This window comes from Acinetobacter lwoffii, from assembly GCF_024129735.1.
In the GTDB taxonomy this organism is placed as follows: Bacteria; Pseudomonadota; Gammaproteobacteria; order Pseudomonadales; family Moraxellaceae; genus Acinetobacter; species Acinetobacter lwoffii_H.
Genome location: NZ_JAMXXK010000065.1, coordinates 1 through 13,659 on the forward strand (window position 1 = coordinate 1; position 13,659 = coordinate 13,659).

At 38.8% G+C, this 13,659-nt stretch carries 13 protein-coding genes; 9 read left to right on the forward strand and 4 right to left on the reverse strand.

Annotated features, from left to right (window positions below):
* The first annotated feature begins 99 nt into the window (after window positions 1–99).
* On the forward strand, window positions 100–525 hold the full coding sequence (locus NI469_RS14195; protein ID WP_004897257.1) for a hypothetical protein: 426 nt from the start codon (window positions 100–102) through the stop codon (window positions 523–525).
* Between the two features lie 121 nt (window positions 526–646).
* On the opposite strand, the gene feoB is transcribed toward NI469_RS14195, so the two are convergent.
* Genes feoB through NI469_RS14210 form a run of 3 tightly spaced genes read right to left on the reverse strand, consistent with a single transcriptional unit; the run spans window position 647 to window position 4,018 of the window.
* Window positions 647–2,476: a ferrous iron transporter B gene (feoB, locus tag NI469_RS14200; protein WP_044110640.1), complete on the reverse strand. Its 1,830-nt coding sequence runs from the start codon at window positions 2,474–2,476 to the stop codon at window positions 647–649.
* Window positions 2,466–2,726, reverse strand: coding sequence for a FeoA family protein (locus tag NI469_RS14205; RefSeq protein WP_004665962.1), 261 nt, complete (start codon window positions 2,724–2,726; stop codon window positions 2,466–2,468). The genes feoB and NI469_RS14205 overlap by 11 nt, the downstream gene beginning before the upstream one ends.
* An 11-nt stretch (window positions 2,727–2,737) precedes the next feature.
* Complete coding sequence (locus NI469_RS14210; protein WP_253175575.1) at window positions 2,738–4,018, reverse strand: cation efflux transmembrane domain-containing protein; 1,281 nt, start codon at window positions 4,016–4,018, stop codon at window positions 2,738–2,740.
* A gap of 89 nt (window positions 4,019–4,107) precedes the next feature.
* Here NI469_RS14210 and cadR point away from each other — a divergent pair, with 89 nt between their 5' ends.
* From cadR to NI469_RS14245, 7 genes are all read left to right on the forward strand, one after another.
* Window positions 4,108–4,500 carry a Cd(II)/Pb(II)-responsive transcriptional regulator gene (gene cadR, locus NI469_RS14215; RefSeq protein WP_004992253.1) on the forward strand — a complete coding sequence of 131 codons (393 nt, stop codon included), beginning with the start codon at window positions 4,108–4,110 and terminating at the stop codon, window positions 4,498–4,500.
* A gap of 142 nt (window positions 4,501–4,642) precedes the next feature.
* A complete protein-coding gene (locus NI469_RS14220; protein ID WP_025465702.1) occupies window positions 4,643–5,053 on the forward strand; it encodes a hypothetical protein in 411 nt (136 codons plus the stop codon).
* Window positions 5,054–5,101: 48 nt separating this feature from the next.
* Window positions 5,102–6,469: a TolC family protein gene (locus NI469_RS14225; protein ID WP_087011445.1), complete on the forward strand. Its 1,368-nt coding sequence runs from the start codon at window positions 5,102–5,104 to the stop codon at window positions 6,467–6,469.
* 1 nt (window position 6,470) lies between these two features.
* Window positions 6,471–7,721 (forward strand): efflux RND transporter periplasmic adaptor subunit, encoded by a 1,251-nt coding sequence (locus NI469_RS14230; RefSeq protein ID WP_004733187.1) that lies wholly within the window; start codon window positions 6,471–6,473, stop codon window positions 7,719–7,721.
* Window positions 7,711–10,869 carry an efflux RND transporter permease subunit gene (locus NI469_RS14235; protein ID WP_004733184.1) on the forward strand — a complete coding sequence of 1,053 codons (3,159 nt, stop codon included), beginning with the start codon at window positions 7,711–7,713 and terminating at the stop codon, window positions 10,867–10,869. Before NI469_RS14230 ends, NI469_RS14235 begins: the two co-directional genes overlap by 11 nt.
* 86 nt (window positions 10,870–10,955) lie before the next feature.
* A complete protein-coding gene (locus NI469_RS14240) occupies window positions 10,956–11,855 on the forward strand; it encodes a cation diffusion facilitator family transporter (RefSeq protein ID WP_004733183.1) in 900 nt (299 codons plus the stop codon).
* A gap of 203 nt (window positions 11,856–12,058) precedes the next feature.
* On the forward strand, window positions 12,059–12,268 hold the full coding sequence (locus NI469_RS14245) for a hypothetical protein (protein ID WP_106439075.1): 210 nt from the start codon (window positions 12,059–12,061) through the stop codon (window positions 12,266–12,268).
* A gap of 225 nt (window positions 12,269–12,493) precedes the next feature.
* On the opposite strand, the gene NI469_RS14250 is transcribed toward NI469_RS14245, so the two are convergent.
* On the reverse strand, window positions 12,494–12,703 hold the full coding sequence (locus tag NI469_RS14250; protein ID WP_228127370.1) for a hypothetical protein: 210 nt from the start codon (window positions 12,701–12,703) through the stop codon (window positions 12,494–12,496).
* Window positions 12,704–12,962: 259 nt separating this feature from the next.
* On the opposite strand from NI469_RS14250, the gene NI469_RS14255 reads away from it, so the two are divergent.
* Window positions 12,963–13,382, forward strand: coding sequence for a hypothetical protein (locus NI469_RS14255; RefSeq protein WP_004281849.1), 420 nt, complete (start codon window positions 12,963–12,965; stop codon window positions 13,380–13,382).
* The last annotated feature ends 277 nt before the right edge of the window (window positions 13,383–13,659 follow it).

Genomic DNA, 13,659 nt, shown 5'->3' on the forward strand with positions numbered 1-13,659 from the left:
GTGAAGTGTGTCTAATCAACAGGGTTTTCGGTCTCTAAGCACTTTTAAAAAGGAACTTCATCGACTCAAATCTCTATTTGCAACAGTGCCCCCTTAGCAATGGCAGCTATAGTTCAGTTCATTGGGAATAGAAATGAACAAGCAGAAAAAGTGGCTGAAAGCCTAAACTTATTTCCTGTACCTGCCACAGCCCTAGTTTTGTTTATCGTCCTAGCATCAGTTATGCCTCAAATTGGGCTTGCAAAAAGTGCAGCTCTTCAAGCTTTACCAATTTATATTTCTTTTGCCATTATTGCTCCATTCGTGGGTTGGATAATTGCTCGTATTTTTCGATTAGAATCTGGCTCTGCTAGTGCTGTGTCCTTTTCAGCATCATATAGAAATTCATTTGTTATTCTTCCATTAGCTTTTGCAATTCCGGGAAGTATGCCCATAATTCCTGCTGTAATCTTGACTCAGACTATCGTTGAACTATGCTTTTTACCAATCTATATTCGTCTGATACCTCGACTATTCAAAACCTAGAGATTTAAACATTTAAGTAGTTGTTATAGTTAGATAAAAGTATTCAGAAGCCCACGCTTACATCGAGTAATTTAATAAAGGGGGGGGAGCTAGCTCCCCCCCTCTTTTATTCATTTGCTAATTAAAACTTACTCGCAACTTGATATGTGATGAATGAAAAGATGTAGGCTAATGCAAACAAATAAGTTGCCATAACGACAGGCTGTTTCCAGCTACCTGTTTCTCGTCTAATTGTTGCTAACGTGGCAAGACAATGTGGAGCAAAAATAAACCATACCAATAATGATAAACCTGTGGCTAACCCCCATCCATCCGGGCCTGAAATTTGACTTAACAGACTTTGAGTTACAGTATCTTCATCACCTGACATCGCATAAATCACCCCAAGAGCTGCAATTACAACTTCCCTTGCTGCCATAGCAGGAATGAGTGCAATACATATTTCCCATGTAAAACCAATAGGCGCAAATATAGGATGAATTAAATGCCCTAACTGACCAGCTAAACTATAGTTAATGGCCGGCATGGTTGCATTATCTGGTGGTTGAGGGAACGTGACTAGCACCCATAACAAGATAGACAGCGCAACGATAATGCCACCAACTCGTTTTAAGAAAATAGTTGCCCTATCATATAAGCCTAATGCAATATTTCTAATATCTGGAATTCGGTATGTGGGAAGTTCAAAAATAAAAATACTTTCAGTTTTATCTTTTCGAACCAACTTCAGAAAGACTGAAACTAATAACGCTGAGACTATTCCCGACATATAAAGACCAAAAAGGACTAATCCTTGCAGACTTAACCAGCCGTAGATTAATTGGTTGGGAATAAATGCCGCGATCAATAAAGCATATACGGGCAATCTTGCTGAACAGGTCATCAAGGGTGCAATCATAATTGTTGCTAATCGGTCCCGTTCAGAGCTGATACTTCTGGTTGCCATAATTCCGGGAATGGCACAAGCAAAACTGGATAGCAGAGGAATAAATGAACGGCCGCTAAGCCCGGCTTTAGACATTAATTTATCTAAAAGAAATGCTGCCCGGGGTAAATAGCCTGACTCTTCAAGCATTAAAATGAAGAAGAATAAAATCAAAATCTGAGGCATATATGCAAGCACGCTACCTGCACCAGCAATTACCCCATCCACAACCAAGCTTTTTAATAGAGGATGTTGGATTAGTGGTCCAATAAAATCACTGAGCCATGCGACAAAATTTTCAATGAATTCAATAAAAGGCGTTGCCCATATAAATACCGCCTGGAACATCACAAACATGGTTAAAGTTAAGATTACTAAACCCAATACAGGATGTAGAAAAATTTTATCTAGAAATGCGGTTCTTTTATCACCACTGTCATTATTTAAAATAACTTGTTTGGTGATTTGTTTGACCTGTTCAAAATGACTTAATTCAGAATGATAAGGAGTAATAAAAAGATTTTTTTGATCTAATTGATTAATTAAATCTTGAATTCCTTTTGTTTTAACTGCGACAGCTTCAACTACAGGGATACCTAACAGTTGAGACAGTTTATCCTTATCAATGGAAATACCACGCTTTTTGACCTCATCCATCATATTTAATACAAGAATCATAGGGCGATTTAAAGCACGAACTTCGAGAACCAAGCTCAAATGTAAGCTTAAATTTGTGGCATCTACGACGCATATAAAAATGTCGGGTAGAATTTCACCTTTTAGCTCGCCCAAACAAACTGCCCTGGTGACTTCTTCATCTAAACTACTAGGTTTTAAACTGTAAGTTCCGGGTAAGTCCAATACTCGTATTGCATCACCAGAAGGTAAGTTAAAAGAACCTTCTTTTCTTTCTACGGTAACCCCAGCATAGTTGGCAACTTTTTGTCGCGTACCAGTAAGTGTATTAAATAAAGAGGTTTTTCCGCAATTTGGATTACCGACTAATGCAATATTCTTAATCTTCATTGGATACTAACTCTACAAAAATTCTTTCAGCTTCATTCTTTCTTAATGCGAATCTTGAAGTTTCAATCTGAACTAAAACAGGATCTCCGCCAAAAACACCTTTAGCGAGTACTTGTAGAGTTTCACCCTCTCTAAAACCTAATAGTTGGAGCCGTTCCAATACGGGATCAGTGGTATGACTGTATTGATTACCTTTTTTGAGATCTCTAATTTTGACGATCTGATTTTGTTTAACTTGAAATAGATTCATTTTCGATACTCTTACTTCAAAGCCAAAATCTTTCGAGCACCATTAAGCACGAATAAAGAAACCAGGATGCCAATGATTAAGTCTGGGTAAGCTGATCCCGTCCACGCCACGAGTACACCGGCAAATATAACGCCCATATTTACCACAACGTCATTCGCCGAGAAAATCCAACTGGCTTTCATATGTGCGCCATCTTCTCGATGACCAGAAATAAGATATAAGCATGTCACGTTAGCTATAAGTGCGAGCAGGCCAATAACAATCATGAGCGTTGATTCTGGCTCGCTTCCAAACATGAATCGTCTAATGACATCAACAATCACGATAACAGCAAGTAATAACTGAATCCAACCTGCGAAATGGGCTGCTTTTATTTGATATTTCGCAGCTTTTCCGACGGCATATAGCGCAATACCATAAACGGCTGCATCGGCAAACATATCTAGAGAATCAGCAATCAATCCTGTAGACGCAGCAATAATACCGCTGATGAATTCTATAAAGAAAAGTAGAGCATTAATACCTAATAACAGTTTAAGTACTTTAGCTTGTCTCACAGGATCAGGTTCATTAGGTATATCGCCTGAAGAAAGCTGTATTTCATCAAGTTTCGCCCCAAAACCCAGTCCTTCGAGTTTAGCCGTAATTTGCTGAATCCCTTCATTATGGAAGACTTTCAGTTTTCGATTGGGAAGATCAAAAGTAAGACCTTTAACTGCTTCAAGATCTGCAAGAGCCATACGGACCATTTGCTCTTCAGCAGAGCAATCCATTTTAGGAATGGTGTAGGTACTTGTTTGCTTAGCCTGTTGATTGCTTATATAAGTTTCAGTCTTCACAAGCTTTGCACCAAAACCCAAAGCTTCAAGTTTGGTAGTTATATTTTCATCTTTTTGATTATGTAGAACCTTTAAAGACCGGTTAGGTAAATCAAAGATGAGTTTTTGAACACCATCAATTGAAGATAGCGCCATACGAACCATCTGTTCTTCCGCAGAACAATCCATTTTGGGAACTAAGTATTCACTCATGTAGTGCGAATCTTTTAAAACGTCTTCAGTGCTTAAATTTTCTTTGGGATCAGAACTACAACAGGATTGAGCGGTATCTTCACAACTGTTTGAAGTGTTACAGCAAGGGGATGAAGATTTTTTTTCTTCCTCTTCCCCACAACAGCTAAGCGTATTATTACAATTCTTTGAATTGTTTGCTTCTGCAATTGATGGATGATTTTCTTGTTGAGATTTCTTATCTTCGCATGGTGTTTCTTTACTACATCCACAACCACTCATAATTATACCCATTAAAAAAATTATAAACTTTGAATATTAGAATCCCTATAGTTACTATAGAGTCAAGATTTTTTGGAAATACTAACTCAATGCATTTAAAAATTGGTGAACTCTCTAAAAAAACCTCATGTTCAGTATTAACAATTAGGTTTTATGAAAAGGAAGGTTTAATTCCGGAACCCGAAAGAACGGAAGGAAATTACCGCCTTTACGATGTAGGCTATGTTGAGCGAATTAAGTTTATTTTGAATTGCCGAACTTTAAATATGAGTTTGAATGAAATTCGTCAATTACTCACCTATAAAGATAATCCCAAGAAAAATTGTTCAGATGTGAATGAATTAATTGACTTACATGTCAGTGCTATCAGGGAAAATATAATCAAGCAACAAAAGCTTATTGAACAATTATCTGATTTAAGAGGTACTTGTGATGGCTTATGTACAATTGACCAATGTGGAGTTCTAAAAAATCTAGCTTGATTATCTAGACCTATGCTTTTTTCAAAAATTCTGTATATCTTTACTTAAGGCTGCAAAAAGTTTAAGGTTACTCAAATTCTGTGATCAGATCTTTGATAGATCTGGACAGCTTCTTATTGGTGTTTTAAATACAGATTTGTGTATGAAGAGAAAAACATTTCTAATCCAGATATTGGTACTCTTATTCACATTCCAGAATATTTGGAGTGTGGCAGAGGCTGCGTGTCTGCATGAAATGCCAAACATACCCAATTCAATACTCTCTAATCCAATCGATTTAGACGAAAAGAGTGATAGTCCTAGTCAAGCACTTTATTCCTTAGAAAACTATAAAGAAATTTATGACTATTGTCAGAAGGTTTGTTTTAACGAAAAGTGCAGTCATTTCTCAAATACAATCGTGATTCAGATTGACCCACCCGATGATTTGAAGCTTAAAACTCATTTTGAGACAGTCCTTACACCATCTTATTTGGGAAGAACTTTTTATAAATCCCCTTATCTGAATCAATTAACACCCCCTCCTGATTTGCCCCTACTATTGGTGGGGTAGTCTTATAAAAGCCCACCACTCCTAATCTTATTATGTGTGGGGCATTTCATGTCAAAAAACAAATTATATCAGGATACTTCTATCCTGAATTTATCCTGGTCAGCATTCCGTACAGGTGTCTTGCTATCCGCAATGATCAGCTTGAGTACTTCTGTAGTCGCCAGTCCTCAAGATTTAACGCTGCGACAAGCCATTGATCAGGTCAACCAGTATCAAGCGTCCCAAAATTTCTGGGAAACGCAAAACAGCATTAATGCCACGAATCTTCAGCAAAGTAAGCTGTTTAAAAATCCTGAACTGTCAGTTGAACAAACGGGATTTGGTTCAAATAATGAAAAAGAGCTTGCCATTGGCATATCACAACCCTTGGATATTTTTGGTGAGCGAAAAGCAAACCAAAAATTAGCCAGTCTCTCTACAGATAAAACAGCACTGAAGCAGAAGATTTATCAAGCGCAAATTGAGCTTGCGGTGAAATATGTATGGTCACAACTGGCCATTGCTGAACTTGAAAGAAACATTGTCAATGAACAACTTCGGGTGAGTGAAGAAAACCTTAAAGCGATCGAGAAGCGCTTTACTGCGGGCGGTATCGCGCAAGTAGATGTGAATCGCGCACGTTTAAGTCATGCTGAAAATATACGCCTTTTTAGACAGGCAGACTTACAGGTACAAGTGGCCACCCAACAATTATCAAATTTATGGGGTACGTCTGATAAGTCATTGCAGGTAAACCTCTCTTCACAAAAGCTCTGGCCAAAATCGACTCATGGACAGGTTCAAGAATATTTAGCGGAAAACTACGTTGAGAAATATCGAGCTTTACTGGTATTAGAGTCTCAAGCAACGGTTGATCAACTAAGAGCAAAGGCACGTCCTAACCCCACTTTAAACCTAGGTGTCAACCGCACCCAATCCTTGGAAAACTCCACACAAAATCAATTAGTAGTCGGAGTTAGTGTACCGCTTAATATTTTCGATCGTCAGCAAAATGGCATAAAAATCGCGCAAGAAAAAATGAACTTATTAGAGCGTCAGAAAGAATTTTATCTGAAGCAAAATGCGCTGCAAATAGGCACAATTTTAACCGAGTTGCAGGGTTTAGAGCTGCAATTCAAAGTCGTTGACGAGACTCAAATTCCTTTGGCGACTCAAGTTCAAAGTAAGACGCTACAAGGTTTCTTGGCAGGCAAGTTTGCTTTAACCGATGTTCAGCAAGCCACGCTTCAATTACAAGACATCCGTCTGCGTAAAGTCCAGTTGTTACGGGATGGCTGGCAAAAGGCCATTGAAGCAGAAAGTTTGAGCTTAGGCATTAGCCCAAGTGAAGTCATGTCGAAAGATGCTATTGCACAAATCAATCAAAACTTATGGCAAGACATACAGGCCATGCCTGTCATTGGTGGGGGAAATTAACATGTTCGATCTTAAAAACAGCTTAAAAAAACAGAGCGGAAAAATCTCTCAACCTCTACTGATTGGTTTTGTCATCGGCGCAACCGTACTCCTCAGTATTTTCTTGATCTTGTCGGGTAAGAATAAATCTGAAACATCAGATGAACATGCAGAGGAAGAAGGCGCAGAGGAACATGGAAGTGAAGAACATGGCGGTGAAACCGAAGAGCATGCAGAAGGCGTGAGCCTGACGGCCAAGCAACTGGTGGAACAGGGCATACAGTTATCAGCGGTCGATCAAGGTCCGGTGGTTAAATTAAGTTCTTATCCTGCCAAACTGAATGTGAATACGGATCAGCAAGCGCATGTCTCACCGAGTTTTAGCGGTCATGTAGAAAATGTTTATGTAGAACTCGGCCAAAAAGTTCAGAAAGGGCAGCCTTTGGCTACATTGCTTGTTCCTGATCTAGTTGATCAGCAGGCCAATCTTAAAATTGAACAAACCAATCTGGAACTGGCGAAACAAGACTTTGAGCGTGAGCGTCAATTGTGGTCACAGGGTATCTCAGCAAAACAGGACTATCAACGGGCTTATAACAGTTATAAACGGGCACAAATTCAGGTTCAAGCGGCCCAATCACGTTTAAGCGCATTTGGTGCAGTGAATGCTAGTAACGGGCGCTATATTTTAAAAGCCCCAATTTCTGGCGTGATCAGTAAAAAGGATTTGGTTCTCGGGGAAAATGTTCAGTTAGCCGATCAACTCTTTACGATAGACCGGTTAGATCAACTCTGGCTTGAATTTATTGTTCCAAATTCTGAAATTATGGGCTTAGCCCCGAATCAAAAGATCGAATTTAAATCCTTGCAAACAGAAAAGGTTTATCAAGCTGTTATTCAGACTTTAAATACTGAAGCGGATATTCAAACAGGTCGTCTTCAGGTGCGAGCAAAAGTTGAATCGAATGCAACCGAATTACGTCCAAACTTGATGGTGAACGTACAGTTGCAACAACGGAGTGAAAGTACCGCATTACGGGTACTTAAGTCCGCAGTTCAGAATGTCGATGGAAAAGATGTGGTTTTTGTCGCCACTCAGCATGGACAAAAAGTTGAATTCAGTCCGCAACCTGTGAAATTAGGGCAATCATCTGGGGAGAGCCAATGGATTGAAGTGGTGAGTGGGCTTAGTCAGGGACAAAAATATGCCGCTCAAGGCAGTTTTTTACTGAAATCCGAGCTGGAAAAAGGAGAGGCTTCACATGAGCACTGAAACTCCTCAAATTCCAGACCACGAATCGGTAAAACCTGAAGGACTGTTTGATCGACTGATCCAGTTTTCTATCCATAACGCAATCTGGGTCATGCTGTTTATTGCGGCTTGGATTGCTATTGGTATTTATAGTTATCAAAAGTTACCGATTGATGCTGTACCAGATATTACCAATACTCAGGTGCAGATTAACACTTCAGCCAATGGTTTTACGGCTTTAGAAATGGAACAGCGGATTACATATCCAATCGAGAATGCCATGTCAGGCATGCCGAAAATGGAACAAACCCGTTCGATTTCACGCTACGGCTTATCGCAAGTGACCATCATTTTTGAAGATGGCACGGATATTTACTGGGCCAGACAGCTTATCAACCAGCGCTTGCAAGAAGCAATGGGAGAAATGCCTGAAGATGTGCAACCTAACATGTCGCCTATTTCGACAGGTTTAGGTGAAATCTATCAATGGGTGATTAAAGCCGAACCAAATGCTAAAAAGCCGGATGGAACCCCTTATTCGGCGATGGATTTACGTGAAATTCAGGATTGGATTGTAAGACCGCAATTACAGCGCGTAAAAGGCGTTGCTGAGATCAACAGTATCGGTGGCTTTAATAAAACCTATGTGGTTGCCCCTGATCTGAACCGATTGCAACAATTGCAAATTCCTTTGTCTGATTTACAAACTGCCTTAACAGAGAATAATGAAAACCGTGGTGCTGGCTATATTGAGAAAAATGGACAACAGCTAACGGTTCGTGTTCCCGGCACTTTAAACACGATTGAAGATATCCAGAACATCAGTATTGCCAATAAAAACGGCTATCCGATTCGGGTGGCAGATGTCGCCAATGTCTCAATTGGTCATGACTTAAGAACAGGGGCTGCAACCTATAATGGTGAAGAAACTGTATTGGGTATTGCCATGATGATGATGGGAGAAAATAGCCGTACCGTTGCTCAAGCCATTGATGAAAAGGTGCAATCGATCCAGCAATCGCTACCTAAAGGTGTGGTGATTGAGACTGTGTATGACCGTACGCATTTGGTTGATCGGGCGATCAAAACCGTTCAGAAAAATTTGATTGAGGGTGCAATCCTCGTCATTGTTATTTTATTTCTCTTTCTAGGTAATTTCCGTGCTGCGCTGATCACGGCTTGCGTTATTCCACTGTCAATGCTGTTTACCTTGACGGGAATGGCAGAGCAGAAGATTAGTGCAAATCTGATGAGTTTAGGGGCACTGGACTTCGGTATTATTATTGATGGTGCAGTGGTTATTGTAGAAAACTGTATCCGTCGGCTAGCAGAAGCTCAGAAGCTGAAAGGTGGTTTACTTAGCCGTTCTGAAAGATTTAAAGAAGTCTTCTTGGCTGCAAAACAGGCGCGTCGTCCTCTGATTTTTGGACAGTTAATTATTTTGGTGGTTTATCTACCTATCTTTACCCTGACGGGTGTAGAAGCCAAACTTTTCCATCCTATGGCAATGACTGTTGTACTGGCTTTAATTGGGGCCATGATTTTATCTGTCACTTTTGTGCCAGCCGCAGTTGCCCTATTTGTCACTGGAGAAGTCAAGGAAACCGAAAGTCGCTGGATGCATTGGCTTAAAACCAAATATGAACTGCTTTTAGATAAAGCCTATGAGCTTCGTTTATTTGTGACTATTGTGGCTGCCTGTATTTTAGTGCTTACGGGCGTGCTAGCCACTCAAACAGGTAGCGAGTTTGCACCTCAACTGGGTGAAGGTGATTTTGCTGTTCAGCAAATGCGTTCCCCAAGTACAGGGTTAGAACAGTCACTGAGAATGCAGGAAAATACTGAAAAGTTACTGTTGAAAGAATTTCCTGAAATTAAAGCGATCTTTGCTCGTACCGGTACAGCAGAAGTGGCCACAGATGTTATGCCACCCAACATTTCAGATGGCGTGGTACTGTTAAAACCTCATGATGAATGGCCTGATCCAAAACAAACGATTGATGAGCTTCGCCAAAGAATGATTACTTTCTTAGCGACATTGCCGGGAAATAACAGTGAGTTCTCGCAACCCATTGAACTGCGCTTTAACGAGTTAATTTCAGGGGTGCGAAGTGATGTGGGTGTCAAATTATTTGGTGATGACATGGAGATTCTAAATCGCGAAGCGAATAAAATTTCTCAAAAAATTAACTCAATTTCAGGCGCGACAGCCGTTAATGTAGAACAGACCAGTGGCTTACCCTTGTTGAATGTAGAGGTGGATAAGTCCAGAGCTGCACAATATGGCTTGTCGGTAAGAGCAATTCAGGATCTGGTAGCTACAAGTGTCGGTGGCCAGAATGTTGGAACAATTTTACAGGGAGACAAGCGTTTTGATTTTGTCATCCGTCTAGATGAATCCCAGCGTAGTCCTGAACAGTTAGCGGTACTTCCTATTCAATTGCCGAATGGTGGTTTAGTCCAACTGCAAGATGTGGCACGCGTTGAAAATATCCTGGGTATTAATCAGGTCAGCCGTGAAAATGGTAAACGTCGAGTGGTTATTACTGCAAATGTAGAAGGACGTGATTTAGGCTCATTCGTAACAGAGCTTCAGAGCACGTTATCCAAACAGGAATTACCAAGCGGTTATTGGATAGATTATGGCGGTCAATTTCAAAATCTGATGTCTGCAAAAGCGCGTATGCAATTGGTGGTTCCGCTCGCATTGTTGACGATCTTTATTTTATTGATGGCTGTATTCCATAATATCAAAGAAAGCTTACTGGTCTTTAGTGGTGTACCGTTTGCCTTATGTGGAGGCTTAATCGCGTTGTGGTTGCGTGACATTCCATTATCCATGTCAGCAGGGGTTGGCTTCATTGCACTATCGGGGGTGGCTGTACTGAATGGCTTAGTCATGCTCACCTTTATCAAAGAGTTGCGACAACAATATGACCTTTATTATGCAACGTGGCAGGGTGCAATTTTGCGTCTTAGACCTGTGCTGATGACCGCTTGTGTGGCGTCCCTTGGGTTTGTCCCGATGGCTTTGGCAACCGGAACTGGGGCAGAAGTACAGAGACCTTTAGCAACAGTGGTTATTGGAGGAATTATCTCCTCTACCCTGCTTACATTGGTTTTATTGCCCGTACTGTACCGCTGGATGAATGAAAAGAAAGTTTCTTAATCCAATAGATTAGTCGATTTACAGCAGAGATATTGGCTGTTATCCAATATCTCTGCTCATCATAAATAGAATAAGGAAAATATTTTATGTCAGAACATCATGATCATAGCCATGCGGTTGTTACTGAAGAAAATAGTAAGAAGTTAATGGTTGCCTTAGGTTTAACGACTACTTTTTTAATAGTAGAAGTTGTCGCTGCTTTTATTACCCAAAGTTTGGCTTTGTTATCTGATGCAGCTCATATGTTTACTGATGTAGCCGCTTTAGCTATTGCTCTTGCCGCTATCAAAATTGGTAAAAAAGCCGCAGATGATAAAAGAACTTTTGGCTATCAGCGATTTGAAATTTTAGCGGCTCTGTTTAATGCGGTGATGCTTTTTGTGGTAGCAATATATATTGTATATGAAGCTTATCAACGTTTTACGAACCCTGCTGAAATTCAAAGTGTTGAAATGATGATTGTCGCGGTCATTGGTTTGGTCGTAAATTTGATTTCAATGAAAATCCTTTCTGCTAGTGCTGAAGGAAGTCTAAATATAAAAGGTGCATATTTAGAAGTTCTTAGTGATGCTCTAGGATCGATAGGCGTGATTATCGGAGGAATAGTTATTTATTTTACCCAGTGGATGTGGGTTGATACCGTAATCGCTGTGTTAATTGGCTTCTGGGTCTTACCTCGAACTTGGATTTTATTAAAACAAAGTATTAATATTCTGCTTGAAGGAGTTCCTGATGAGATTGATATTGAGTCGTTAAGAAATGATTTATTGAAGCTAGAGGGCGTTGAAGGGATTCATCAGTTGAAAGTCTGGGCTATATCCTCAAAAAATATTCATTTAACTGCTCATTTGGTTGCTCCGAATAGCAATACAGATCAACTCTATCAAAAGGCCTTAGAAGTTCTAAAACATAATCATAATATTACTGAAATTACGTTACAAATAGAAAGTAAGGAATGTAATACATTGGAACAGCATAAACATTAAAGTGCTGCTCTTTCTACATAATGGACAGATGACTAGGCTGATAAACCTTACCATTTTCCTGTATTACACTTCTATTTATCACACGCACTTTAAACACCATCCTGAGACATTTTAAAATTACAAGAATGTAATTTATGAGTCCTCTGGGTGTTAATTCTTTAAAGTTAGAATATCTAACAAGTATTAAATGAGAGTAAATAAACATGCTATTCAAAAATAAATTTTGTACTAAATTACTGTTAATTAGTGCATTCTTTAGTATCGCAAGTTTTAGTTATGCAGATGGCGGCTTGTTATTTCTTGAAAAGAATTTAAAAGCTTCTAAAGTTGAAAATTCTAAACAAAAACAAGTTAAAAATAATGAATCAAATGAATCAAATGAATCAAATGAATCAAATGAATCAAATGAATAGTTGGGTTGCATAAATAAATCAATTAGACTTATTCATTCAGCAATATAATTCCTGAATGAATAAGTTTATAACTAAAACCTATCACACCATTAGTTGAACTACATATAATTATAATATTAAAAATAAAGTATTTTTTTTAATCCCATTTCAATGGGTCATCTTTATATATCTCAATTTATGTTGTAAACATACAATGTAATTTCTAAATAAAAATATCCAATTTTTTTAAATCACTTCAGGATATAAAGCTTTAGCTATGCCAAAGCCAATTAAACCTGCTATGGCTAAATATAGGGCTTTCATGTACCACATGCCCCAAAGTACAGTTATTTTATTTGCTGAAAACTTATGTACTGGCTGACTTAAAAAATTGGTTGTTTGGTTAAATGACTTTTCAGATGCTTCAAGAGCATAATAATTTAATGCGGGGAACAAGCAAGCAACCAATAAAATAGCGATTGCGGGAAACACAAATGCTTTAGGCAGACTAAATTTTATTGCGAATTATAAAGCCGCACCTACACCAATAATGCCTAAAAAGGATTTAGTAAAGCTTGCAAAGTCTAAGCCAGTTGTGCCTGCACCTTTCCACATCAAAAAGCCTATGTGGGGCAGTAAAAAAGTTTCATACTAAGTATTAAAGTATCATACTGAGCAATAAATTCTCATACTAGATTGCTCAAAGGATTTATCTATGGCCTTACCTAAATACAATCTTGAATGGTGTCAAAACTATGCGAAACAGCATAAAGGAGAATGTCTTTCAAAAGAATATCTAGGTAGGACTGTTAAACTCCTATATAGATGTGAAAAAGGCCATGAATTTTATGCCACTCCTGCCGTTCATATACATAAAAAATCTTGGTGTAATGAATGTAGCAATAGAGATGTTGCGCATACCTATGAATTTGTTAAGGAATTTATAGAAAGTAAAGGCGGTGTTTTATTTTCTACAGAATACATCAATGTACGTCAGAAGCTTGATGTGCAATGTGAAAAGAAGCATAAATGGAATCCTACTTTTCAAAACTTATTTCACAATAACTCATGGTGTCCAGTTTGTTCTGGTACAGGTAGGCGTACCTATGGCAAACGTGTAAGGGTCATAAGCTAGTATGAAACTTTATTACTCATAAATGTTTCATGGATTCATATCTAAAGTTCCAGTATGAACATTTATTGTTTTTTCAGTTTATATGCTTTCACATAAAATCAAAGGCTTGAGAGTAAGCCAATGTGATAATTTTTTACTCTCGTACAAAACCCTAATTACTGATCTTCTTTAGAACCAAAGAAAAACGGCACTGTTGCAAATAGGCTGACATGATAAGCTAAATATCTTATTTATTTCGAGATACAGCAGATGAATCCCTTCCACGGTCGGCACTTTC